Source organism: Pseudomonas sp. JQ36, assembly GCF_053851495.1.
Window position 1 is genome coordinate 2,608,056 of sequence record NZ_CM132642.1, and the last position, 24,729, is coordinate 2,632,784.

Sequence of the window (24,729 nt, forward strand, 5' to 3'; positions counted from 1 at the left end):
ACGAGCGCCGTTGTGTCGCCGGAAGACTTACTTGGTGACCAGCTCGACTGGCGTTTCGATCACGCCATTGGCGCCGCTGTCGACTTTCTCGCCCTTGAGGATTTTCAGCGCGGTCTCGATACCGAACACGGCCTGTTTGGCAGCGAACTGATCAGCCGTCGCCAGCACACGACCGTCCTTGAGCATCGGCTTGATCGCATTGATATTGTCGTAGCCGACCACTTGTACCTTGCCTGCCTTGCCGGCAGCACGCACAGCGGAAACAGCGCCAACGGCCATGCTGTCGTTACCCGCCAGCAGCGCCTTTACATCCGGGTATTCGCTGAGAATCGAAGCAGCAACCTTGTTGCCCTTGTCGATCTCCCAGTCACCGGATTGCAAGGAGACCACCTTGATCTGCGCCGCCTCCATCGCATCCTTGAAGCCTGCGGTGCGTTGCTGGGCGTTGGTGGTGGTGGACACGCCTTCGATGATGCCGACTTCGTCACCGGCCTTCAGTTGCTTGGCCAGGTATTCGCTGACCAGACGCGCACCTTTGCGGTTGTCCGGACCTACGAATGGCACGCTGATGTTTTTGCTTTTGACGATCTGCGGATCGAGCTGGTTGTCGATGTTGATCACAGTGATGCCGGCATCGACGGCTTTCTTGATCACCGGCACCATGGCTTTGGAATCGGACGGTGCGATGACCAGCGCGTTGACCTTGGCCAGAATCATCTGCTCGACGATACGGGTCTGGCCGGCGGTATCGGTCTCGTCCTTGATGCCGTTGGAGATCAGGTCGAAATCGGCGGAGTGTTCTTTCTGGTAGGCCTTGGCGCCATCTTCCATGGTCAGGAAGAATTCGTTGGCCAGGGATTTCATGACCAGTGCGACTTTGGGTTTTTCCGGGGACTCGGCGAAGGCCGAAGAGACAGGTAGTGCGGCGGCTGCAGCAGCCAGCATAGCGACAGCAAGAAGACGTCCAGCGAATGGCAGCTTCATGGGTTCACTCCGATCTTATGATTATTGTGAGCAACGCTCGCGCTGGCGTAAGCTTCAGCGCTCTCTTCCGGATAATGATGCACCGGGGAAGCCGCGCAAACGTTTGCGTAGACCGAACTATGCGAATCCCGCCGACATTTGTCAACAATCAGAAATCGTCGTTTATGGCAGGAGGACGAGTCTTGTGACTCGCCTCTCATTGCTTAGGCCGTGGTGCTGACCAGGTTGCCGCTGGTGGAATCCTTGGACATTTCCTTGACCAGTGCCGCGGCGACTTCCATCAGCGCACCGCTGGTTTGCGCGATCTGCCCCTGAACGGACATGACGGCCTGCGACTTGGCCTCGGGCGTCGGATAGCTCGCAGCCTGGGCCGCCGCCAGCTGCTGTTGCTGCTCCTGCAGTTGCTTCTGCAATTCCTGCATGCGCTTGAGCAGCATTTTCACCGTGACGCTCAAGTTATTGCCGCTGTCAGCGCTGTCCGCCTTTTCGGCTTCCTGTGCCGGACCACCGGTGCGGACTTGATTGCTCTGGTCTTTTTCAACGCCCAGCGCTTCGGCAGAAGCTTCCTCTTCCGCCTGACTCATTGCGTTGATTGTCGCTGCGGTTTTACCGCCGATGGTGACTGCACCAGGGTTTGAAAAACCGATCGTCAGTGACATGTGAACTCCATAGGTTTTCAGTTTCCTTGAACACCCATCGGCCTGCTCGCAGGTTTCTTTAACAACAAATCCACAAACGGCATGCGGATTTGTTCGCCAGAAGCCGTCGCCCCTTTCGGAGAGCCGAACACGAGAGCCTCCATTGTTCGGAAACCCGGATAAACGATTCACCCTGAAATTAATCACTCCACAAAATCTTGATGTAAATCATCAAGTTAAACATTTCTCTCACGCAAAGTACGGCTGGTACAGATCCTGCTCCGTTCACCGCACCCCGAGTCTCCAGATCGACCCGGGGCGCATCTAGATGAACCTGCATCAGCACCGTCTCACTACTAGAGAGAAAAATAATGAAATCTGCTTTCAACACCTTGGTTCCGGGCGCTTTGGCCCTCCTCCTGCTCCTGCCCACCGCCCTCCAGGCAAAAGAAGTCGAAACCCAGACCAAACTCGCCAACGTCGTGGTGCTTGCCACGGGCGGCACCATTGCCGGTGCCGGCGCCAGCGCAGCCAACAGCGCCACCTATCAGGCGGCCAAGGTCGGCATTGAACAACTGATCGCCGGTATCCCCGAGCTGAGCAAACTGGCAAACGTGCGTGGCGAACAAGTCATGCAGATCGCCTCGGAAAGCATCACCAACGACAATTTGCTGCAACTGGGTCGCCGCGTATCCGAACTGGCCGACAGCAAAGACGTCGATGGCATCGTCATCACCCACGGCACCGATACTCTGGAAGAAACCGCGTACTTCCTGAACCTGGTGGAAAAAACCGACAAGCCGATCATCGTGGTCGGCTCGATGCGTCCGGGCACCGCCATGTCGGCGGACGGCATGCTCAACCTGTACAACGCCGTCGCCGTGGCCAGCAGCAAGGAAGCGCACGGCAAAGGCGTACTGGTGACCATGAACGACGAGATCCAGTCCGGTCGTGACGTCAGCAAAATGATCAACATCAAGACCGAAGCGTTCAAAAGCCCTTGGGGCCCGCTGGGCATGGTGGTCGAAGGCAAATCCTACTGGTTCCGCCTGCCAGCCAAGCGCCACACCATGGATTCGGAATTCGACATCAAGAACATCAAGAGCCTGCCTGACGTAGAAATTGCCTACTCCTACGGCAACGTTGATGACACTGCCTACAAGGCTCTGGCCCAGGCCGGCGCCAAAGCGATCATCCATGCCGGTACCGGTAATGGTTCAGTGTCTTCGCGCGTAGTGCCGAGCCTGCAAGCCTTGCGTAAAGATGGCGTGCAGATCATCCGCTCGTCCCACGTCAACGCCGGTGGTTTCGTCCTGCGTAACGCCGAACAGCCTGACGACAAGTACGACTGGGTGGTCGCTCACGACCTGAACCCGCAAAAAGCCCGCATCCTGGCCATGGTCGCCCTGACCAAAACCAACGACAGCAAAGAGCTGCAACGGATGTTCTGGGAATATTGATTGCCCCTCGCCTGAGCCTTTCCGGCTCAGGCAGCATGCTCACCACTCGCCTGCGGCGGGTGGTGCCGCCATCTACGCCAAGCGCGACTTTTTCGTACAAATTAATCGACCCGACCTACACCAAAACCGGAAAAGCGCTGTCAGAGGATTTTCTTGAATTTTAAGCAGTTGCGAAAATGCCTACAGTTAAATACTGTATGCCCGTACAGCTTAATAAGGATAACCTCGTGGCCACCTCTCCTGATGCTCCTGACGCTTACGAACGCATGGGTATGCGCGTTCAGAAAATCATCAATTCCCCTACCGCACAAAAAGCCAAAGCCGCACTGATCTTCCGTCTGCCGGACGAGCCTGTGGATGCATGGGAGCAACTGCTCGAGGAAATCGACGAAAACGACAACGTCACACTCGCCTATCGCGACGATGGCGGCGTGCAGATTTTTTGGGTTGTGCCGAAGGAAGATTGATTCAATGAGTGTCCGCTGTTTTGCTTTGCTGTTGCTGTTCATCGCTTTTGGCGCCCAGGCTGGCGCACCCCGCACTTTTACCGAGGCCAAAAAGGCCGCCTGGAAACTGTATGCACCGCAGTCCACCGAGTTTTACTGCGGGTGCAAATACACCGGCAACAAGGTGGATCTGAAGGCTTGCGGTTATGTGCCACGCAAAAATGCCAAGCGTGCTTCGCGCATCGAATGGGAGCACATCGTCCCGGCGTGGGAATTCGGCCACCAGCGCCAATGCTGGCAATCGGGCGGACGCAAGAACTGCACCCGCTATGACCCGAGTTATCAGAAAGCCGAAGCCGACCTGCACAACCTGGTGCCGAGCATTGGCGAGGTCAACGGTGATCGCAGCAATTTCAGTTATGGCTGGCTACCGGTGCAATCCGGGCAGTACGGCTCGTGCCTGACCCAGGTCGATTTCAAGGCCAAGAAGGTCATGCCGCGTCCGTCGATTCGCGGCATGATCGCGCGCACCTATTTCTACATGAGCAAGCAGTACGGCTTGCGCCTGTCGAAACAGGATCGGCAGTTGTACGAAGCGTGGGACAAAACTTATCCCGTGCAGGACTGGGAACGTCAGCGCAATCAGAGCGTGGCGTGCGTGATGGGACGCGGCAATGAATTTGTCGGCCCGGTAAACCTGAAAGCCTGCGGCTGATCCTCCAGCGCAAAAGAAAAGGCCTCGAACGTGATGTTCGAGGCCTTTTTTGCTTTTAGCTTCCAGCTTTGTTGTAGCGCCAGTAACCCATCAGATTGAGTGACTCGCGGGGAATACCGCATTCCTTGATCAGGTATTTGCGCAGGCGCATGACCGCAGCGCTTTCTCCGGCGATCCAGCCATAGAATCCTTGAGGGGCCGTGTTGGCGATCTCCCAGAGTATGTCTTTGTCGATATCGACTTCAGCGAGTTCGGCGGCTTTCCCTGCTGATGGATCATCTGTGGGCAGGAAGGCTTGCTGCACCGCCTCCACCATCAGCGTCCCAGCCACTGTGGCCAGCGCCTGATCGCGAACCAGCCACTGCACCGACAGCCCGGGCCAATCCGGCACCGGGAGCATGTCTGGCGCACTGTCCACCTCAAAGTACGCCTGAGTCTGAGGCGGTTCAGCCATGGCAGCCAACTCGTCAAGAATACCCATGGCGGCCGGCAATGCCGTGGCATCCGCCACCAGCAAAACCTCCTTGAGCAGCTGCGGCGGTTTCCATTCGAACCCTCCGGCGTCCTGTGCCGAAAAATTACTGTCGGGAGCGAGAATCTGCATCGACGCTCCCGGCTGCGCACGCAGCGCCCAGCGCGACGCGGGGCCGGTCTCGCCGTGCAGAACAAAGTCGATGTCGACCTCGCCCTGATCGGCGCGCAAATGACGAATGGTGTAGGTGCGCATTGCTGGTCGCCGGCTCGCCAGCATCGAACGAAAACGGGTGTACCAGCCCTCCTCCTGCGCAAGCCTTGCAGGCGATCCATCCTCAGCAGGAAAGAACAGTTTGACGCGCTGATCAGGCGCCCAGGTGGCCATGTCACCTATCGAAGGGTCGGCGAGCGTGATCCGCATCATGTGCGGACTCACCAGCGTCTTGCGGTGCAGAACCGCATTGAAGAGTTTGTAGGGAGCGGCGGAAGCCATGCGGAGCTCCTTCAAGAAATCGTGGTTGACTCGTATAAGACGAATCGCCTGCGATGTCCTTTAGGCCGCTCCGCTGAATGCGCTGCTTAAGGCGCGAGCGGGTGCTCGACGATTACCGACTCGATATTCTGCTTCTTGGCCTTCACCAATGCTGCATCCACTTGCACCTTGCGCGCTTCAGCTTCGGCCTGCGAGTTGAACGGGCCAATCAGGATCCGCGTCTTGCCGCTGCTGTCTTTGATCACGGTCGGCACGAACGCATGCTCGATCAACCAGCCACTCAGGTCACTGACAGCCTGAGGTGTTTCGCCACGCACTTCGAGATCCCATTGCGGGGCGGACGCTGCCGCAGGGGCGGCCGTGACTGCCGTTTTCGGCTTCTGCGCGTCTACACTCTTGCCTTCACCACATCCTGCCAATGCCAGTGCCGCGACCATCCAGACCAATTTGCGCACAACGCTTTCCTCGAAAATCACAAAGCGGCGATCTTAACATTCATAAATACTTCGCGAGGCCCGCAAAATGGGCACAAAACAACGAGATTGATGATTGCAGCCTCTGTATAGTTACGCCCTGGGAATTAATGCCGCATCTGCGCGTCAGAAAGAGGCACCCAAACCGTGAGACTTCGCACTAATCTATACGTACCACCGACCTCTGCACTGTCTGAATCAGGTGCCCTACAAAGCAATCAAGGAGAAGACCATGCTGATACTCACCCGCAAAGTCGGTGAAAGCATAAACATTGGTGATGACATTACGATCACCATCCTCGGCGTAAGCGGTCAGCAAGTCCGTATCGGCATCAACGCCCCGAAAAACGTTGCCGTGCACCGTGAAGAGATCTATCAGCGCATTCAGGCTGGCCTGACCGCCCCGGACAAGCCACAAACGCCCTGAGCCACCCCGCAGTCAGTAGCCAGTCCGTTTGCCTTCGCGTAAGACTGGCTAAAGATTCACGCGCCGTACTGCCATCCGCGCCCCACTCCGCTGGGCACGGCGCCTGACACCCCTCCTCGCCTTTACTCCCTCTTCTGCTGCAGCGCGATACTACCTGCGACTACCCAGGCTGGCTGTCAGACGTTTCCGAGAGAACACAGGGAATTGCTCCTTGTTAGCCGAACGTCACGCCGCGCGCCATGCCGCTAGCTGCAATCGCCATCAATACCAACAGCAGCGCCTCGACATGGCTGATCCGCGCGAACAGCTTTGCACGTCCAGTATCGAGCGCCTTGCCCCGCGCCAATGCGATCCGCCATTTGACCAGCGTGATCATCGGTGCCAGCTCTGCCAGCAGAATCAGCACGAACAATGCCATCTTCAAATGAAACAGCGGCTGGTGCAGATAGTAGTCAGTGCCCTTTTCAAAGCCACCGAAGGCGCGCATGGCACCGGTCACAAGCAACACCAGCGCAGCAATCCCCCACAGATTATCCGCAAGCAAAACCCGCTTGGCCTCGCCGACGCCAGCGGCCAGACGACTGAACGCCGTGCCACGGGTCAACACGGCCCAGAGGCCCAGTGCAAAAGCCAAGAGATGAATAGCGGCGAGAAACCAGTGAACCAGCATCGACGAACTCCTTTGAGAAAGCCCTGGAAAACGCCAGTCAGTAGTAGTCGAAAAAAACCGGTTACGCCCGCACACGATCGTGGGGTTGGAAAGCTTCGCACTGGAAGCCGGGAGACAGAAAGCGCGATTCACCAAATCGCAGGCAAAAAAAATCCCAAGCAGCTGATGGAAGCTTGGGATTTAAAAATGCATAAACCGTGGTGGTGAACGCGGGGCAGATGTTACTGAAGTTCACGAACTGCAACAACATTTTTTTGATAACCGGTCGGTTAAAAATACCGGTAACCCCTTCAATATCCACACTTTTTCGACGGATCCAAAAAAGCACAGACCGCCATATCAGCACGTCGTGTTATTTCGAAACACGCTAAGCGCTTGGGTAACGGAAGAGGTGAGGTGTCGAGGGGATCGCCTTGAGCGGCGTTCTGAGGAGGGAGTTTTACAAAAGTTTTGCAATCGCAGAAAACAAAAAAGGGCCCACCTTTCGGTGAGCCCTTCCAGACCGCCCAGCAGAGCGGATTTTGTTTGGTAGGCGCGATTGGACTCGAACCAACGACCCCCACCATGTCAAGGTGGTGCTCTAACCAACTGAGCTACGTGCCTGCTGTGAGGCGGCATTCTACGGAATTCCGGAGGGGTGTCAACACCTTTTTTTCACCTAACCCTATGAATATGCAAAATATTTAATTTCGGGCCGGCAGATAAGATTTTTCCGGTGGCTGGCGGAGGTTTTTCAACTCGGGTAGGATCGGCGCACTCGTAAAATATATTAAACAGAGGCTGCAGGATGGCGAACACCCCTTACCCAGAGTCTTATTACGCTGCGTCGGCCAACGCCGTACCGCCACGTCCGCCCTTGCAGGATGATGTGGAGACGGATGTCTGTGTGATCGGCGCCGGGTACACCGGGCTGTCCTCGGCCTTGTTTCTGCTGGAGAACGGTTTTCGCGTCACGGTCCTGGAAGCAGCCAAGGTCGGCTTCGGTGCGTCGGGGCGTAATGGCGGGCAGATCGTCAACAGCTATAGCCGCGATATCGACGTCATCGAACGCACGGTTGGCCCGAAGCAGGCGCAACTGCTCGGGCAGATGGCCTTCGAAGGCGGCCGGATCATTCGTGAGCGCGTGGCCAAATACAACATCCAGTGCGACCTGAAGGACGGCGGCGTGTTCGCCGCCCTCTCCGCCAAACAGATGGGTCACCTGGAATCGCAGAAGCGCCTTTGGGAGCGCTTCGGCCACACCCAACTGGAACTGCTCGATCAGCGCCGCATTCGCGAAGTGGTGGCCTGCGATCAATACGTCGGCGGCATGCTCGACATGAGCGGCGGCCATATTCATCCGCTGAACCTGGCGCTCGGTGAAGCCGCTGCGGTCGAGTCCCTCGGCGGCACCATCTATGAGCAATCGCCAGCCGTGCGCATCGAGCGCGGCGCCAACCCGGTGGTGCACACACCGCAGGGCAAGGTCAGGTCCAAGTTCATCATCGTCGCCGGCAATGCCTACCTCGGCAATCTGGTGCCGGAACTGGCGGCCAAATCGATGCCGTGCGGCACCCAGGTGATCACCACCGAACCGCTGGGCGATGAGCTGGCGAAAACTCTGTTGCCGCAGGATTACTGCGTCGAAGACTGCAACTACCTGCTCGACTACTATCGACTGACCGGCGACAAGCGTCTGATCTTCGGCGGCGGCGTGGTTTACGGTGCGCGGGATCCGGCGAACATCGAAGCGATCATCCGCCCGAAAATGCTCAAAGCGTTCCCGCAACTGAAAGACGTGAAGATCGACTACGCCTGGACCGGCAATTTCCTGCTGACCCTGTCGCGCCTGCCACAGGTCGGACGCTTGGGCGACAACATTTATTACTCGCAAGGCTGCAGCGGCCACGGCGTGACGTACACGCATCTGGCCGGCAAAGTGCTGGCCGAGGCATTGCGTGGCCAGGCGGAGCGTTTTGATGCGTTTGCCGATCTGCCGCACTATCCGTTCCCGGGCGGGCAGTTACTGCGCACGCCGTTTGCGGCGTTGGGTGCGTGGTATTACGGGTTGCGTGACAAATTGGGTTTCTGATCAGTTTTCTTGACTGCCAAACAACTGTGGCGAGGGAGCTTGCTCCCGCCGGGTCGCGCAGCGGCCCCTCTTTTATCTAGAAAGAAGGCCTGCTGCGCAGTCCAGCGGGAGCAAGCTCCCTCGCCACAAGTATTTGCAGAATTCAGATCAGAGCTGGTCTCGGGTAATTCCGCTACGGATCCGCAAGATATCCGCCAGCACCGCCAAGGCGATCTCCGCCGGTGTCTTGCTGCCCAGGTTAAGCCCGATCGGCGCATGAATCCGCGCCAGTTCGGCCTCCCCCAGCCCACCAATCCTGCGCAGGCGCTCGAAGCGTTTCTGCGAAGTCTGCTGCGAACCCATGACGCCGATGTAAAACGCCTCGGTGCGCACCGCCTCCATCATCGCCAGATCGTCGATACGCGGATCGTGAGTCAACGCGACCACCGCGGTATCGCGATGACAACCGCCATCGGCGATGAACACTGACGGCAACTGTCGACGAATCTCCACGCCGCTGAGCACCACGCCTTCGAGCACTTCATCACGTGGATCGCAGAGAATCACTTCGAAACCCAGACCCACCGCGAACTCGGCACAGGCCTGCGCCACGCTGGAGTATCCCGCTAGCAACAGACGCTGAGCAGCACCCACGCGAATCCGCACCCGATCAATCTCGCGCTCGATGCGCGCACCCTGCTCGCGATCAGCGAACAGACTGCGCGCACCGCTGGCCAGATCGACCTCGCGAATCAAACGGCGCTGACCGAGCAGCGCCGATTCAAGCTCACGCAGATGCGCCTGCACCTCACAGTCGGCGTCAAATTTCTCTACCAGTACATCGAGAATGCCGCCACAGGGCAGGCTGACCCGCGAGCGCGGATCATCACCTTCGCCGTAACGCACCACGTTGACCGCATCGAGAAACGCGCCCTCGGCAACGCGCTCGAGAAAGTCTTCCTCGACGCAGCCACCGGACAGCGACCCGATCCACTGGCCGTTATCGTTCACCGCCAGCAGCGAACCCGGCGCACGCGGCGCCGAGCCGTAAGTGGTCAGCACCGTGCAGAGCCAGATGCGCTGCCCCGCCACCGACCACTCCAGTGCCCGCCGCACAACCTGTAGATCGAGATGCTGCATGTCAGTGCGCCTTGTGCTCGACCGCCGGAACTTCCGCTTGCAGCTTCTGCACGTCGCTCACCGCCAGCTCTGCCGATTGACCGCCCCAGCCTTGACGCAGGTAGTTGAGCAGATCGGTCAGTTGCTCAGGTTTGAGCTTGTCGGCGAAACCCGGCATTGGCTGCATGTGTTCGAACCCGGCGAATTTCTGCTCACCGATACCGTCCTCGATCACCCGCACCAGGTTGCGCGGATCTTCCAGGCGCAGCGTGGTATTGCCACGCATGGCCACGGCGATGTGCGGTTTGCCTTCACCACCAGCGGCATGGCAACCGGCGCAGACGTTCAAATATTCCTGACGACCACGCTGAGCGCTCGGGCTGAGTTTGTCCAGCGACACTTCAGTCAGCTCTTTGGCTGCAGGTGGTTTGTCACCGAGGAGGAACGTCGCCATCGCTGCCAGATCCTGATCGTTCAGGCCCTGGGTGCTGTTGTGGAACACCGGGAACATCTCGTTGAACATCGTGCCCTGGGCGCTCATGCCGTGCTTGAGGAACGTGCTCAGGTCCTGCTGATTCCAGCCGCGCGCCGCCAGATCGGTGGCGAGCAGGCTCGGTGCCAGATAACCGTTGAGGATGCCGCCGGTCAGGCGCTTGTCCAATTGCATCGCGCCCGGCAGGCCGCGTGGCGTGTGGCATTCGCCGCAGTGACCGAGCACTTCGACCATGTACTGGCCGCGCTTCCAGGCTTCGCTTTTGCCTTCGGCAGATTCCAGCTTCAAGGCTTTGCCGTACAGCATGTTCCAGCCGATCAGACCCGGACGCACGTTGAACGGAAAGCTCAGGCTGGTGACCGGCGCGGCGCGCTCGATTGGCTCGATGGTTTTCAGGTATGCATGAATCGCATCCGAGTCTTCCCGCGGCATCAGGTGATACGAGGTGTACGGCATCGCCGGATACAGATTCGCCCCGTCGCGACGCTTGCCTTCGGTCAGCGCAGCGAAGAATTCGTCATCGTTGTACAGGCCGATGCCGTGCTCTTTGCTCGGGGTGATGTTGGTGCCGTAGATCGTGCCGAACGGCGAAACGATCGGCAGACCGCCGGCAAACGGCGCGCCGCCCGGTGCGGTGTGGCAGGCCATGCAATCGGCAGCGCGAGCAAGGTATTCGCCGCGCTTGACCTGATCATCAGCGTGAGCAAACAACACTGGCGCAGCCAGCCCGACCGCCAGGGTCAGGCGGGTCAATAGATGCTTCATGCTCAACCCTCCTTGACCAGGCCGAGATCGGTCAGCACGTTGCGCGTGGCGTTGTAGTAACGCACGTACCCGGTGCAACGGCAGATGTGATGACCGAGGCTGTCCTCGATGACTTTTTCCAGCTGGCTTTTGACGATTGGCTGGCGCTGCAGCTTCTCCACCAGCACCGTCGCAGCGTTGACGAAACCCGGCGCGCAGTAGCTGCACTGGAAGGCGAATTCGTCGACGAAACGTTGCTGGATCGGATTCAGCTCAGTGACCTGCCCTTGCTCGTCGCGCTTGGCGTGAGCTTCGATGGTGCGGACTTTCTTGCCTTCGAAGTAATGCGCGCCAGTGATGCAGGTGCGCACTTCTTCGCTGGTGCCGTCCGGGTTGTCGACGATTACCACGCAGGCGTGGCAGATGCCCTGGCCGCAGCCCAGGCGCGAACCGGTGAGGTTCTTGTATTCGTGCAGGTAGTCGATCATCGGCAGGTCATCAGGGATGTCCAACGGACCGACGGATTGACCATTGAGGGTCAGTTGAAGCGGACGGTTAGCCATTGAGGGCCTCCTTGATGCGCGCAGCAGTGATTGGCAGATCGCGAACACGTTTACCGATGGCGTGCGCCACGGCGTTACCGATGGCACCGACCACCGGGATCATCACCACTTCGGCGATGCCTTTGGACGGATCGCTTGGCGACAGCGGCGGCAGAATCTCCGCGGTCTGCTTCCACACCGCCACGTGACGGGCCATCGGCAGGCGATAACGGTTGAAGTTCCAGTCACCCTCCCCCGGCCCGCCTTCGTACAGCGGCATCTCTTCCATCAGTGCGTGACCGATGCCCATGGCGATCCCGCCTTCGAGCTGGCCCTTGACCAGTTCTTCGACCAGCACCCGACCGCACTCGACCCACGAATGGTGGTTGAGCACTTCGACTTCCGCCGAGCCTTTGTTGACCTTCAGCTCGACCAGCGTGGCCACCGGGCTGTAGTAAGTCACAGCCGCGTTGTTCAACTGGACCACCGGATAGTTGATGTTCTGGCGATCCAGCAGATGGAAACCCGCCGTGCTCATCAGCGCTTTCTTCGCTTTCGGCGCACCATCGCCGTACTTCACCGCCAGACCGTCGAGCGGCAGACGCTCGCGCACGCCGTCGATGCTGTATTCGGCCTCGGCCCAGCTCCAGCGGTTGAACGCGTGCACGGTGGCGCCGGTTACCAGACCACGCTCGTGAGCGTGCTTGGCCAGCTCTTCGAAGCTCAACGGCTGCATGCCATTGGCGGTGAGTTTGCCGTCGACCCAATGCGCATCTTCGCGACGTACCACGTAAGGGTTGGCTTGTCCGCCGTAAGGGCCCTGACGCCAGATCTCCATGGCCGCCGGCCACAAACCGTTGTTGAACAGCACGCGCGCCGCTTCACGGGTGGCGTGGCTGAAGTAATAAGCCGAGTTGGTGGCAGACGAAGCGGAGGCCAGCTTGCCGACCCAGCGCGGGTTGCGCAGCAGGTTGTCCTGCTCGGCCTGACTCATGATGTAAGGGTTGCCGCTGGTGATCAGCTGCATTTCCTGCCATTCGGTTTCGCCGGTCTTCACCTCATGTGCCGGGCTGCCGAGGAAATCGGCAACGACCAGCGCCTGCGAAGTGGACATGCCGGTGCCGATTTCGATACCGATGTGGCGCAGGGTGATGCGACCTTCAGCAGTGAATTCAATGCTGGCCATCGGCGCTTCGGAACCGGTGCCGAAGTCTTTCTGGCAAATGGCGAAACCGACGCCGTACCAGTTGTCCGGGTCGGCGGCTTCGCGCTGTTTCTTGATCGCGTCGCGGTTTTTCCAGACTTCGTGCACCGAGGCCTTGTCGAGAATCTCGTGCAGGCGCAAGGCGCCCGCCGGGATCGCGCCCTGGGTGTTTTTCATGCCCGAACGCAAGGCGTTCTTGCGACGCAGATCAATCGCGTCAACACCAAGGCGATTGGCGATTTCGTCGACCATCATTTCGGTCGCCGCCATGCTTTGCAGGGTGCCGTAACCGCGCATCGAACCCGCTTCAACACCACGCGAGTGGTAAGCGGTGACCTGCAGATCGTTCTGCGGCATGTAGTAGATCGACTGCGCTGCGGTGGCACCGACTGCCGCTACCGACGGGCTGTAGTTGATGCGGCCGCCACCGTCGACGCTCATTTCGGCACGGAAAATCTTGAAGCTGTAGTCGTTCTTGTCCACTGCGAGCTGGTAGCGGATATCGAACGGGTGGCGCTTGATGCCGCTCTGGAACTGCTCGTAGCGGTCATTCGCCAGGCGCACCGGCACACCGGCGCCATACAGCGCAGCGAGGGCCGCGTAGTAGACGAAGATGTTGTGGTCTTTGGAACCGTAGCCCACGGTGTAACCCGGGTGCATGTTCAGGTTGGCCAGGCCGAAGCGCGACGGCGCGATCATTTTCGCGGTCTCGGTCGCGGCTTCCAGCGGGCACTGAGTAGCGACCACGAAGTGCAGGGTCTTGGTTTTCGGGTCGTACCAGCCGTTACCGTTGTCCGGCTCCATGGCGGCCGGTTCGATCGACGGGGTCTTGTAGCGCTCGTCGAACACTAGCCAGTTGTCCGGCGGCGTGTCGATCTGCTGCTTCATGCGGTCAGCGTAGAACAGGCCGCGCTCGGTCAGATTGCCGTGCAGGTTCGGCTGGGAATTCCATACCGGGCGCCGGTTCTTCAGCATCGGGAACAGGATCGAATCCTTGAGGCTGGCGAATTCGTCTTCGTCGGCCGAAGTCGGGCCACCTACGCGCACGTAGCGGAAGCTGCCATAAGGGTCGCCTTCGTAGTACGGCACTTGTGCACCGTAACGAATCGCCTTGTCATTGAATTTGAGTTTGTTCTTGGCCTGGCGGAAACGCTCGAAATCGTTCCAGATCAGGATCGCTACCGGGTGGCCGATGAACATCGGCACTTTGCCTTCCGGCAGCAATGGGTCCGGCGCGTGTTCTTCCGGGAAGACGATGCCGTCCTTGTCCAGATCGGCCGCAGTGACGATGCGGTCAGGTTGCAAGTCGGCGCCCAGCCACGACAGGTCGTAGCCTTCGTAGATTCGGTCGGCCTTGATGGTTTTCAGCAGCATGGCGTGGCCTTGCTGTTCAGGCCAGCCCGGCATGTCCTTGGAGCGAATGTCGCGGGCAAACACTTTGTTGCCGCAGACCTTGGACAGGGCGTCGTTACGTTGGCGTGCCTTGCCGTTGTTGCCGAGCCACTTCTCGGACGGCACGGTTACGCTGTTTTCCATCAAGGCAGCCAGCGCCTGACTGCTGAGCGGCGTGAGCGTGACGCTCACACCCGCCACCAGCCCGCCCTGGAGGAACGAGCGCCGGGATATATCACGGTTGGACATGGATCATCCTCTGGGCGGTTATGTGTCCGCCCTTCTGGTTATCTACTGGGAATCTCGAGTCTTGCAGAAGCCCTTCTTGGCGAAACAAAGGGCGTGTTGACAGTGCAAAGCTGACCGAAAGGTTAACTTTAAAGGTTTCCGGGCTCGTAGCAAACAACCAGTTACAAAAATTTGACTAAAGAATCAAAAAATCAATGCGACGTGGCACCGCAGCAGATCGCCGGGCAATTCGACAACCCCCTGTGGGAGCGGGCTTGCTCGCGAAGGCGTGGTGTCAGGCAGCCCTTTTTCAACTGACATACCGCTTTCGCGAGCAAGCCCGCTCCCACAAGGGAATTTGTATTGGATTCAGGGTGTGGGCAGGAGGAAAAGGAGGGAAATACCAAATTTCAGACACAAAAAACCCCGGTCTTTCGACCAGGGTCTTTGCTATCGATTCCGAAACAACCAACGGCTGCTTTCGGTGCTTCAAGGCGTTCAGTAGTCCTTGAAACAGATATGGCGCAGCGGACGGGACTCGAACCCGCGACCCCCGGCGTGACAGGCCGGTATTCTAACCGACTGAACTACCGCTGCGTATCGCTTTGAGCTTGCGCTCAAGTAACTCGTTTTGACTGAAAGCTTCGGTGCTTTGCAATCGCGAACCAGACAATGCCTGACTCGTAAAATATGGCGCAGCGGACGGGACTCGAACCCGCGACCCCCGGCGTGACAGGCCGGTATTCTAACCGACTGAACTACCGCTGCGCGTCGGTGGAGGCACTTTCAGCCTACCTCTTGCTTTCGCAAGTTTCTCGGGGAGTGGTGGGTGATGACGGGATCGAACCGCCGACATTCTGCTTGTAAGGCAGACGCTCTCCCAGCTGAGCTAATCACCCGTTTGCATCTCCGAGGCCGCGAAATTTACGCAGGTAGCGAACCTAAGTCAATAGCAGGATTGAAGTTTTTCTGAAAAAGACAAAATTGTTTCCACCCTGCAAGACCGCATTCGCGAGCAAGCCCGCTCCCACAGGGGGATTGCATTCCAAATGTGGGAGCGAGCTTGCTCGCGAAGACGGCAGCCCATTTGACGCAAATTCAGGAGAAGAACGCGATCTACTCGGTATAAATCATCTTCTTGGTCATGCCACCGTCCACGACGAACTCCTGCCCGGTGACAAACCCGGCATTGCGCGACAACAGCCACGCGACCATCGCCGCCACATCCTCGACCGTCCCCACCCTGCCCGCCGGATGCTGAGCATGATCGGCATCGGCCAGAGGCTCAGCTCGACGCGCAGAAGGATCCCGCGCATCGATCCAGCCCGGGCTGACCGCATTCACGCGAATCTCCGGCCCAAGGCTGATCGCCAGTGCATGGGTCAACGCCAACAATCCGCCCTTGCTCGCCGCATAAGCCTCGGTATCCGGCTCCGACTGCGCCGCACGGGTCGAGGCCAGATTGACGATCGAGCCGTTGTGCGCCCGCAGATACGGCGCACAGTGCTTGGCCAGCAGCATCGGCCCACTGAGATTCACCGCCAGCACCCGATTCCAATAGGCCAGATCGAGACTTTCCAGGGTGATGTTGTGCGGGTCGGCCACCGCCGCGTTGCACACCAACGCATCGAGACGACCGAATTGCCCGAGCACTTCGGCAACGCCGAGCGCCACCTGACTTTCATCCGCCACGTCCATGGCGATGAACCAGGCATTCTCGCCCAGCACCTTCGCCACTTTCGAACCGCGCACCCGATCAAGATCGGTCAGCACGACTTGCCAGCCTTCGCTGATCAACCAGGCCGCGATACCCAGACCGATGCCGCGCGCAGCACCGGTAACCAGCGCCACGCGGCCATGGGTGCCCGCCTTCGGAGTAGACAATTCGATCACAACGCCGCCAGACCGCGCGACAGATCAGCCTGCAGGTCCGCCACGTCTTCCAGTCCGACCGCGATGCGGATCAGGCTGTCACGAATCCCCGCCGCTTCCCGCTCCTGTGGCGCCAGGCGGCCGTGGGAGGTGGTGCTCGGGTGAGTGATGGTGGTTTTGCTGTCACCGAGGTTGGCGGTGATCGAGATCAAGCGGGTGGCATCGATAAAGCGCCACGCACCCTCCTTGCCGCCCTTGACTTCGAAACTCACCACCGCACCGAAGCCCTTCTGCTGACGCTGGGCCAGTTCGTGCTGCGGATGGCTCTTGAGACCGGCGTAATGGACTTTCTCGATACCGTCCTGCTGCTCCAGCCATTCAGCCAGTTGCTGGGCGTTGGCGCAGTGCGCCTTCATCCGCAGGTTCAGGGTTTCCAGGCCTTTGAGGAAGATCCACGCGTTGAACGGGCTCAAAGTTGGCCCGGCGGTGCGCAGGAAGCCGACGACTTCTTTCATCTGTTCGCTGCGACCGGCCACCACACCGCCCATGCAGCGGCCCTGGCCGTCGATGAACTTGGTTGCCGAGTGCACGACAATGTCCGCACCGAGTTTCAGCGGCTGCTGCAAGGCAGGCGTGCAGAAGCAGTTGTCGACCACCAGCATTGCGCCTTTGGCGTGAGCGATTTCCGCCAGTGCGGTGATATCCACCAGCTCGGCCAGCGGATTGGACGGCGACTCGACGAACAGCAATTTGGTGTTCGGCTTGATCGCCGCATCCCACGCCGAGAGATCGGCCAGCGGCACGTAGTCGACTTGCACGCCGAAACGCTTGAAGTACTTCTCGAACAGGCTGATGGTCGAACCGAACACGCTGCGCGACACCAGTACGTGATCGCCGGCACTGCACAGGCTCATCACTACCGCCATGATCGCGGCCATGCCCGTGGCGGTGGCGACCGCTTGCTCGGCACCCTCCAGCGCAGCGATGCGCTCTTCGAACGCGCGCACGGTCGGGTTGGTGTAGCGCGAGTACACGTTGCCCGGCACTTCGCCGGCAAAGCGCGCGGCCGCATCGGCAGCGGTGCGGAACACATAGCTGGAGGTGAAGAACATCGGATCACCGTGCTCGCCTTCCGGCGTACGGTGCTGACCGGCACGTACGGCCAGGGTATCGAACGCTACGCCTTCGAGGTCGCTGTCCAGCCGACCGGCATCCCATTCCTGACTCATGCTGTCACTCCTTGCCCTGTTCTTGAAAATTAAAAGTCAGATACAAAACCGGCCCCTCAGGGCCGGTAGAAACTCAGTTGTTGTACAGATCGATGATCGCACTGACCGCCTGGGTCTTGACCTTGGAGGCATCGTTGCGTGCCTGCTCGATCTTGTCCAGGTAGGCCTCATCGACGTCGCCGGTGACGTACTTGCCGTCGAACACCGCGCAATCGAAGTTTTCGATCTTGATCTTGCCGCCACCGACCGCTTCGATCAAGTCAGGCAGGTCCTGATAGATCAGCCAGTCTGCGCCGATCAGATCCGCCACGTCCTGAGTCGAACGATTGTGTGCGATCAGTTCGTGAGCGCTCGGCATGTCGATGCCGTAAACGTTCGGGAAGCGTACGGCCGGGGCCGCCGAGCAGAAGTAGACGTTTTTCGCGCCGGCCTCACGGGCCATCTGGATGATCTGCTTGCAGGTGGTGCCGCGTACGATCGAGTCGTCGACCAGCATCACGTTCTTGCCGCGGAATTCCAGCTCGATGGCGTTGAGCTTCTGGCGAACCGACTTCTTGCGCGCCGCCTGGCCCGGCATGATGAAGGTCCGGCCGATGTAACGGTTCTTGACGAAGCCTTCGCGGAATTTCACACCCAGGTGGTTCGCCAGCTCCAGCGCGGCGGTGCGGCTGGTGTCCGGAATCGGGATGACCACGTCGATGTCGTGTTCCGGACGCTCGCGCAAGATCTTCTCGGCGAGTTTCTCGCCCATGCGCAGACGCGCCTTGTACACCGACACGCCGTCGATGATCGAATCCGGACGCGCCAGGTAAACGTGTTCGAAGATGCACGGGGTCAGGGACGGGTTGGTCGCGCACTGACGGGTGTGCAGCTTGCCGTCTTCAGTGATGTAGACCGCTTCGCCCGGGGCCAGGTCGCGGATCAGGGTGAAACCGAGCACGTCCAGCGAAACGCTTTCGGAAGCAATCATGTACTCGACGCCTTCGTCGGTGTGACGCTGGCCGAACACGATCGGACGGATGCCGTGCGGGTCACGGAAACCGACGATGCCGTAACCGGTGATCATCGCCACCACCGCGTAACCGCCGACGCAACGGTTGTGCACGTCGGTCACGGCGGCAAACACGTCTTCTTCGGTCGGCTGCAGCTTGCCGCGCTGGGCCAGCTCGTGGGCGAACACGTTAAGCAGCACTTCCGAGTCGGAACTGGTGTTGACGTGACGCAGGTCGGATTCGTAGATTTCCTTGGCCAACTGTTCAACGTTGGTCAGGTTGCCGTTGTGCGCCAGGGTGATGCCGTAAGGCGAGTTGACGTAAAACGGCTGCGCTTCGGCCGAGGTCGAGCTGCCGGCAGTCGGGTAACGGACGTGGCCGATACCCATGTGGCCGACCAGGCGCTGCATGTGACGCTGCTGAAACACGTCACGCACCAGACCATTGTCCTTGCGCAAGAACAACCGGCCATCATGGCTGGTCACGATACCGGCAGCGTCCTGGCCGCGGTGCTGGAGCACGGTTAGCGCGTCATACAGCGCCTGATTGACGTTCGACTTACCGACGATACCGACGATGCCACACATGCGACGCAACCCCTACTTAATGGATCTGAACTGAACAACACTCACTGAGGCGTTTTGGCCGACGGCAAGAGTTGCTCCTTGAACGGAATATCAGCGGGTACGCTGATTCCGCTGGCAAGCCACTGACTGCTCCACCCGAGAATCAGGTTTTTGGACCAGTCGGCGACCAATAGAAACTTTGGCACGAGCTGTGATTCTTTCCACCACCCGTCCTGCTGTACCGGCCCCAGGCTCAACAGCCCGACTGCCACGACCACCAGCAACACTCCACGCGCCGCGCCGAAGGCCATGCCCAGGAATCGGTCGGTGCCGGACAACCCGGTCACGCGCACCAACTCGCCGATAAGATAATTGATCATTGCGCCCACGATCAGTGTGGCGACGAACATGATGGCACAGCCCGCGATCACGCGAGCCGATGGGGTTTCGATGTATCCGGCGAGGTACTCGGACAGTGAGCCACCGAACATCCAGGCAACCGCTCCTGCGATGATCCAGGTCACCAGCGATAATGCTTCCTTGACGAAGCCGCGGCTCAAACTGATCAAAGCGGAGATGGCGATGATTGCAACGATCGCCCAGTCAACCATGGTAAATGGCACAGTGCAGCCTACAGACGGATAAGGCGGCGCATTTTAGCAGAGCGCACCGCTGTCGGTAAGCTGCGATTTTCAGTGCATTTCAATCGAATCGATAGATCCTAGCCGCGCTCGGGCTGGAAGCGCACGACAAAACCCTTGAGGTTCTGCTGGCGGCTCAATAGATCACGCAGACGATCGGCCTCGGCACGCTCGATCAGCGGCCCCACGAACACCCGGTTCTTGCCGTCGGCGGAACGGATATAAGCGTTATAGCCTTGGCTGCGCAGGGTTTTCTGCAGGCTTTCGGCGCTGGCGCGACTCGACAGGCTGGCCAGTTGCACTGACCAGCTGACCGACAGGCCATTGGCATCGACGCGACTTTGCGTGGTGTCAGGCTTCGACGCAGCAGCAATAGGCTGAGCAGGCGCCGGAATCGGCTTGGCCACCGCAGGCGGCGCAGTCGGCTTGGCGATTGCTATGGGTGTCGTTGGGGCCGGGGCCGCCGCGACTGGAGCAGCAGGCGCAGTGTCTTCTACGACTTCTTCATCCGCTGGCACCGGTTCTTGCGGCAAAGCCTGCGGCTCAGGCACGGCCACCGATTCCATTTGCACCTGCGGCATAGAAGAGGCTTGCGGCGCGGCGGGCGCCTCGACCGTCACTTGACGTTGCTCGTCCTGGCGGGAAAACAGCATCGGCAGGAAAATCACCGCCAGTGCCACCAGCACCAGGGCGCCAACCATGCGCTGCTTGTACGCTTTATCCAGCAAAGCCATTTGCCGCTTCCTCCGTGGAGCGCCGGGCCAGCCATTCAAGGGCCTCGGCGACACAATAAAATGATCCGAACAACAGAATCTCGTCGTCGCTGGTGGCCACTGCGCACTGCCCTTCCAGCGCCGCCGCGACACTGTCATAGGACGTGACGGACGCGCCAAGGTTCTGCAACCCGGCGTGCAATTCACTGGCCGGACGCGAACGCGGCGAATCCAGCGGCGCGACCGCCCAATGCTGGACACTAGCATTCAATTCACCGACAACACCATCCAGATCCTTGTCGGCAAGCAAGCCGAACACCGCCAGACGCTTGCCCACCGGTGGCCGGCCGGCCAGCCGCCGCGCCAGATACTCCGCCGCGTGCGGATTGTGCCCCACATCCAACAGCAGGTTCAGGCGTTTGCCATCGAATTCGAACGAGCGACGATCCAGCCGCCCGACCACGCGAGTGGCCTGCAAGGCCGCCACAATTTGCGACGGGTTCCACGGCAAGCCGAGCAGCAGATACGCCTGCAAGGCCAGCGCGGCGTTTTCCATCGGCAGATCGAGCAGCGGCAAGTCGCGCAGCTCGACCGGCTGGCCTTGCGCATCGGTGCCGCGCCACTGCCAGTGCTGGTCTGTGATGCCGAGGTCGAAATCACGCCCGCGCAGGAAAAACGGACACGCCAGTTCGCGCGCCTTGTCGAGCAGCGGTTGCGGAGGATTCAGATCGCCGCACAGGGCAGGTTTGCCCTGACGGAAAATCCCGGCCTTCTCGAAAGCCACGGATTCGCGGGTATTGCCCAGGTATTCAGCATGATCGACGCCAATGCTGGTGACCAGCGCGATATCGGCATCCACCACGTTGACCGTATCCAGACGCCCGCCCAAACCGACTTCCAGCACCACAGCGTCAAGTTTTGCCTGTTGAAACAGCCAGAACGCCGCCAGGGTGCCCATTTCGAAGTACGTCAGGGAAGTGTCGCCACGCCCGGCCTCGACCGCAGCGAAGGCTTCGCACAGCTGCGCGTCAGTAGCTTCGACGCCATTGAGCTGCACCCGCTCGTTGTAACGCAGCAAGTGCGGAGAATTGTAGACACCAACACTCAGGCCCTGCGCCCGTAGCAAGGAAGCCACGAATGCGCAGGTCGAACCCTTGCCGTTGGTGCCGGTGACCGTAATCACCCGAGGCGCCGGCTGACCCAGTCCCATGCGGGACGCTACCTGTTGCGAACGCTCCAGCCCCATGTCGATGGCCGATGGATGCAACTGCTCAAGGTAGGCGAGCCACTCGCCAAGGGTACGCTCGGTCATACGTTGGCAGGCACCGGTGGAACGACGATTGGCTCGACAGGAGCGGCGACGTAAGTCGGTGTCGGCTGGCCGGTCAGTTGCGCCAGCAGGTTGCCCAGGCGTGGACGCAGTTCACGGCGATCAATGATCAGGTCAATCGCGCCATGCTCCAGCAGGAACTCGCTGCGCTGGAAGCCTTCCGGCAGTTTTTCACGCACGGTCTGCTCGATCACGCGCGGGCCGGCGAAGCCGATCAGGGCTTTCGGTTCTCCGACGATCACGTCGCCGAGCATTGCCAGACTGGCGGAAACACCGCCGTAGACCGGGTCGGTCAGCACCGAGATGAACGGAATGCCTTCTTCACGCAAACGCGCCAGTACGGCCGACGTCTTGGCCATCTGCATCAGCGAGATCAGCGCTTCCTGCATGCGCGCACCACCGGAGGCGGCGAAGCAGATCATCGGGCAACGGTTTTCCAGGGCGTAGTTGGCGGCGCGCACGAAGCGCTCACCGACGATGGCGCCCATGGAACCGCCCATGAAGCTGAATTCGAACGCCGAAACCACCACCGGCATACCCAGCAGGGTGCCGCTGACGGAGATCAGCGCGTCTTTTTCGCCGGTCTGCTTCTGTGCAGCGACCAGACGGTCCTTGTACTTCTTGCCGTCGCGGAATTTCAGACGGTCAACCGGCTCCAGGTCTGCACCCAGCTCGTTGCGGCCTTCGGCATCGAGGAAGATGTCGATACGCGCCCGTGCGCCGATGCGCATGTGATGGTTGCACTTGGGGCAAACGTCCAGGGTCTTTTCCAGCTCAGGGCGATACAGCACAGCCTCGCAGGACGGGCATTTGTGCCACAGACCTTCAGGCACCGAGCTCTTCTTGACCTCCGAACGCATGATCGAAGGGATCAGTTTGTCTACCAACCAGTTGCTCATGCTTTCTTTCTCCAGTACCGGCGGCCCGAACGCTCTGGTTCGCAGCCCCGCGTATGCCCTTCAGCTAAATTCATGTGTGTGGCGATGATTGATGGAACGCCGCGGTCAGCGCGAAACATGACCTGCGTGCAACTCCAGAAACCCTCAGCCTCGCCTGCTTTGTGCAAGTGCATTGATGGACGGCGGCAGTTCGCCAGCCGTCACATCGAAGTAGACGCTCCCTGCGAGCGGCTACGTACGGCATTGATGAACGCGCGGATCTTCGCATGATCCTTGATGCCCTTGCTCGCCTCTACCCCACCGCTGACATCGACCGCGTACGGTTTGACTCGCGCCACGGCGTCGGCGACGTTTTCCGGGGTGAGACCACCGGCCAGGATCAGTGGCTTGCTCAACGCTTGCGGAATCAATGACCAGTCGAACGCCTCGCCGGTTCCGCCCGGCACGCCTTCGACGTAAGTGTCGAGCAGCACGCCGCTGGCGCTCGGATAAGCATCGACAGCAGCCGCGATGTCGTCACCAGCCTTGACCCGCAGCGCCTTGATGTATGGACGATGCCAGCCTTCGCACTCTTCAGCGGTCTCGTCGCCATGAAACTGCAACAGATCCAGCGGCACGGCATCGAGGATTTCCCCCAACTCGCAGCGGCTGGCGTTGACGAACAGGCCCACCGTCGTCACGAACGGCGGCAAAGCCTGGATGATCGCCCTCGCCTGCTGCACGCTCACTGCACGCGGGCTCTTGGCGTAAAACACGAAACCGATCGCATCCGCCCCGGCCTCGACGGCGGCCAACGCATCTTCCATGCGGGTAATCCCGCAGATCTTGCTGCGAACGGCTGACATATCGAGAAAAACTCCGCGTCAAATTCGGGAAAGTCCCGGATGGTAACAAAAGCGTTCGAGGGCGTCAGCCGTCAAGTTCCGAGAAACCCGTAAGGAAATGTGGCCCGATAAAACGCTCGGGCAACGGGAATTCGTCGTGGTACTCGACCTGCACCAGATACAGCCCGTACGGATGCGCTGTTACGCCACCGGAACGGCGCTCGCGGCTTTCCAGCACTTCCTTCATCCACTCGACCGGACGCTCGCCGGCACCGATGGTCATCAGCACGCCGGCAATGTTGCGCACCATGTGGTGCAAAAAGGCGTTGGCGCGGATATCGAGCACGATCATCTTGCCGTGACGGGTCACGCGCAGATGATGCATCTTTTTGATCGGTGACTTGGCCTGGCACTGGCCCGCGCGGAATGCACTGAAATCGTGGGTGCCGATCAAGTATTGCGCCGCTTCAGCCATACGCTCGACGTCGAGTGGGCGGTGGTTCCAGGTGATCTCTTCGTTGAGATGCGCCGGACGAATCTGATCGTTGTAGATCACATAGCGATAACGCCGGGCGATGGCTTTGAACCGCGCATGGAAATGCGCCGGCATCACCCGCGCCCAGCTGACACTGATATCGTGGGGCAGATTGATATTGGCGCCCATCACCCAGGCTTTCAGCGAACGATCGACTGGCGTGTCGAAATGAACCACTTGTCCGCAAGCATGCACCCCGGCATCGGTACGCCCGGCGCACTGCAGCGAAATCGGCGAATTGGCGACTTTCGACAAGGCTTTTTCGAGCTCTTCCTGCACCGTGGCCACGCCGGTCAACTGGCGCTGCCAGCCGCTGTAGCGCGAGCCTTTGTACTCGACGCCCAGTGCCACACGGTAAAAGCCTTCGGGTGCCATTTCGGCGACCGGGTTATCTATGTTTGCCAAGGTGGGACAGCCTGCTGATGTACAAAGGCGGGCATTATAAGGCTGTGAGTCGGGGATGCCAGAATTCTCTATGGGTAGTTCCGGCCCAATCGCGAGCAGGCTCACTCCTACAGGAGAACGCATTCCAACTGTAGGAGTGAGCCTGCTCGCGATGGCGATAGCACAGCCACC

The 24,729-nt window shown here is 59.8% G+C and carries 23 protein-coding genes and 4 tRNA genes; 5 read left to right on the top strand and 22 right to left on the bottom strand.

Features of this window, described 5'->3' with window-relative positions:
* Nucleotides 1-27: 27 nt before the first annotated feature.
* The gene (locus ACS4NR_RS11545; RefSeq protein ID WP_456020156.1) at nt 28-984 is read right to left on the bottom strand and encodes a substrate-binding domain-containing protein; all 957 of its coding nucleotides are present in this window, start codon (nt 982-984) and stop codon (nt 28-30) included.
* A gap of 203 nt (nt 985-1,187) precedes the next feature.
* Nucleotides 1,188-1,643, bottom strand: a complete 456-nt coding sequence (locus tag ACS4NR_RS11550; protein ID WP_456020157.1) for a hypothetical protein — start codon at nt 1,641-1,643, stop codon at nt 1,188-1,190.
* A gap of 350 nt (nt 1,644-1,993) precedes the next feature.
* On the opposite strand from ACS4NR_RS11550, the gene ACS4NR_RS11555 reads away from it, so the two are divergent.
* From ACS4NR_RS11555 to ACS4NR_RS11565, 3 genes are all read left to right on the top strand, one after another.
* Entirely contained in the window at nt 1,994-3,082 is a 1,089-nt protein-coding gene (locus ACS4NR_RS11555) for an asparaginase (RefSeq protein WP_027611548.1), read from the top strand.
* A gap of 197 nt (nt 3,083-3,279) precedes the next feature.
* On the top strand, nt 3,280-3,549 hold the full coding sequence (locus tag ACS4NR_RS11560) for a DUF1654 domain-containing protein (RefSeq protein ID WP_371917862.1): 270 nt from the start codon (nt 3,280-3,282) through the stop codon (nt 3,547-3,549).
* A gap of 4 nt (nt 3,550-3,553) precedes the next feature.
* The gene (locus ACS4NR_RS11565; protein WP_003226397.1) at nt 3,554-4,243 is read left to right on the top strand and encodes an endonuclease; all 690 of its coding nucleotides are present in this window, start codon (nt 3,554-3,556) and stop codon (nt 4,241-4,243) included.
* 55 nt (nt 4,244-4,298) lie between these two features.
* Here the strand turns inward: ACS4NR_RS11565 and ACS4NR_RS11570 are convergent, their stop codons facing one another.
* Nucleotides 4,299-5,210, bottom strand: a complete 912-nt coding sequence (locus tag ACS4NR_RS11570) for a siderophore-interacting protein (RefSeq protein ID WP_456020158.1) — start codon at nt 5,208-5,210, stop codon at nt 4,299-4,301.
* An 86-nt stretch (nt 5,211-5,296) separates the two neighbouring features.
* The gene (locus ACS4NR_RS11575; protein WP_456020159.1) at nt 5,297-5,665 is read right to left on the bottom strand and encodes an SPOR domain-containing protein; all 369 of its coding nucleotides are present in this window, start codon (nt 5,663-5,665) and stop codon (nt 5,297-5,299) included.
* A 250-nt stretch (nt 5,666-5,915) separates the two neighbouring features.
* On the opposite strand from ACS4NR_RS11575, the gene csrA reads away from it, so the two are divergent.
* Nucleotides 5,916-6,110, top strand: a complete 195-nt coding sequence (csrA, locus tag ACS4NR_RS11580; protein WP_003179932.1) for a carbon storage regulator CsrA — start codon at nt 5,916-5,918, stop codon at nt 6,108-6,110.
* Nucleotides 6,111-6,324: 214 nt separating this feature from the next.
* Here csrA and ACS4NR_RS11585 read toward each other — a convergent pair whose 3' ends face one another.
* Both ACS4NR_RS11585 and ACS4NR_RS11590 read right to left on the bottom strand, forming a co-directional pair.
* The gene (locus ACS4NR_RS11585; RefSeq protein ID WP_456020160.1) at nt 6,325-6,780 is read right to left on the bottom strand and encodes a DUF2214 family protein; all 456 of its coding nucleotides are present in this window, start codon (nt 6,778-6,780) and stop codon (nt 6,325-6,327) included.
* Between the two features lie 526 nt (nt 6,781-7,306).
* Nucleotides 7,307-7,383: transfer RNA gene (locus tag ACS4NR_RS11590), tRNA-Val, on the bottom strand.
* Nucleotides 7,384-7,567: 184 nt separating this feature from the next.
* On the opposite strand from ACS4NR_RS11590, the gene ACS4NR_RS11595 reads away from it, so the two are divergent.
* Nucleotides 7,568-8,851 (top strand): NAD(P)/FAD-dependent oxidoreductase, encoded by a 1,284-nt coding sequence (locus ACS4NR_RS11595; protein WP_456020161.1) that lies wholly within the window; start codon nt 7,568-7,570, stop codon nt 8,849-8,851.
* 147 nt (nt 8,852-8,998) lie between these two features.
* Here ACS4NR_RS11595 and ACS4NR_RS11600 read toward each other — a convergent pair whose 3' ends face one another.
* The 16 genes from ACS4NR_RS11600 to truA form a co-directional block, all read right to left on the bottom strand.
* Nucleotides 8,999-9,970 (bottom strand): XdhC family protein, encoded by a 972-nt coding sequence (locus ACS4NR_RS11600; RefSeq protein WP_456020162.1) that lies wholly within the window; start codon nt 9,968-9,970, stop codon nt 8,999-9,001.
* 1 nt (nt 9,971) lies between these two features.
* Complete coding sequence (locus ACS4NR_RS11605; RefSeq protein ID WP_456020163.1) at nt 9,972-11,207, bottom strand: c-type cytochrome; 1,236 nt, start codon at nt 11,205-11,207, stop codon at nt 9,972-9,974.
* A 2-nt stretch (nt 11,208-11,209) separates the two neighbouring features.
* Nucleotides 11,210-11,749, bottom strand: a complete 540-nt coding sequence (locus ACS4NR_RS11610; RefSeq protein WP_456020164.1) for a (2Fe-2S)-binding protein — start codon at nt 11,747-11,749, stop codon at nt 11,210-11,212.
* The gene (locus ACS4NR_RS11615; protein WP_456020165.1) at nt 11,742-14,573 is read right to left on the bottom strand and encodes a xanthine dehydrogenase family protein molybdopterin-binding subunit; all 2,832 of its coding nucleotides are present in this window, start codon (nt 14,571-14,573) and stop codon (nt 11,742-11,744) included. Before ACS4NR_RS11615 ends, ACS4NR_RS11610 begins: the two co-directional genes overlap by 8 nt.
* Before the next feature lie 499 nt (nt 14,574-15,072).
* Nucleotides 15,073-15,149 (bottom strand) — tRNA-Asp (locus ACS4NR_RS11620).
* Between the two features lie 94 nt (nt 15,150-15,243).
* A tRNA-Asp gene (locus tag ACS4NR_RS11625) sits at nt 15,244-15,320 on the bottom strand.
* Between the two features lie 55 nt (nt 15,321-15,375).
* A tRNA-Val gene (locus tag ACS4NR_RS11630) sits at nt 15,376-15,451 on the bottom strand.
* A 217-nt stretch (nt 15,452-15,668) separates the two neighbouring features.
* A complete protein-coding gene (locus tag ACS4NR_RS11635) occupies nt 15,669-16,445 on the bottom strand; it encodes an SDR family oxidoreductase (RefSeq protein ID WP_095136725.1) in 777 nt (258 codons plus the stop codon).
* On the bottom strand, nt 16,442-17,653 hold the full coding sequence (locus ACS4NR_RS11640) for an O-succinylhomoserine sulfhydrylase (RefSeq protein ID WP_027611539.1): 1,212 nt from the start codon (nt 17,651-17,653) through the stop codon (nt 16,442-16,444). The genes ACS4NR_RS11635 and ACS4NR_RS11640 overlap by 4 nt, the downstream gene beginning before the upstream one ends.
* Before the next feature lie 73 nt (nt 17,654-17,726).
* Entirely contained in the window at nt 17,727-19,232 is a 1,506-nt protein-coding gene (purF, locus tag ACS4NR_RS11645) for an amidophosphoribosyltransferase (RefSeq protein ID WP_003226416.1), read from the bottom strand.
* Between the two features lie 41 nt (nt 19,233-19,273).
* A complete protein-coding gene (locus ACS4NR_RS11650; RefSeq protein ID WP_045122548.1) occupies nt 19,274-19,834 on the bottom strand; it encodes a CvpA family protein in 561 nt (186 codons plus the stop codon).
* 98 nt (nt 19,835-19,932) lie between these two features.
* On the bottom strand, nt 19,933-20,586 hold the full coding sequence (locus ACS4NR_RS11655; protein ID WP_456020166.1) for an SPOR domain-containing protein: 654 nt from the start codon (nt 20,584-20,586) through the stop codon (nt 19,933-19,935).
* Nucleotides 20,570-21,877: a bifunctional tetrahydrofolate synthase/dihydrofolate synthase gene (gene folC, locus ACS4NR_RS11660; RefSeq protein ID WP_456020167.1), complete on the bottom strand. Its 1,308-nt coding sequence runs from the start codon at nt 21,875-21,877 to the stop codon at nt 20,570-20,572. The genes ACS4NR_RS11655 and folC overlap by 17 nt, the downstream gene beginning before the upstream one ends.
* Nucleotides 21,874-22,794 carry an acetyl-CoA carboxylase, carboxyltransferase subunit beta gene (gene accD, locus ACS4NR_RS11665; RefSeq protein WP_027611535.1) on the bottom strand — a complete coding sequence of 307 codons (921 nt, stop codon included), beginning with the start codon at nt 22,792-22,794 and terminating at the stop codon, nt 21,874-21,876. The genes folC and accD overlap by 4 nt, the downstream gene beginning before the upstream one ends.
* A gap of 200 nt (nt 22,795-22,994) precedes the next feature.
* A complete protein-coding gene (locus ACS4NR_RS11670) occupies nt 22,995-23,639 on the bottom strand; it encodes a phosphoribosylanthranilate isomerase (protein WP_456020168.1) in 645 nt (214 codons plus the stop codon).
* A 64-nt stretch (nt 23,640-23,703) separates the two neighbouring features.
* On the bottom strand, nt 23,704-24,528 hold the full coding sequence (gene truA, locus ACS4NR_RS11675) for a tRNA pseudouridine(38-40) synthase TruA (protein WP_177439981.1): 825 nt from the start codon (nt 24,526-24,528) through the stop codon (nt 23,704-23,706).
* Nucleotides 24,529-24,729 lie beyond the last annotated feature (201 nt).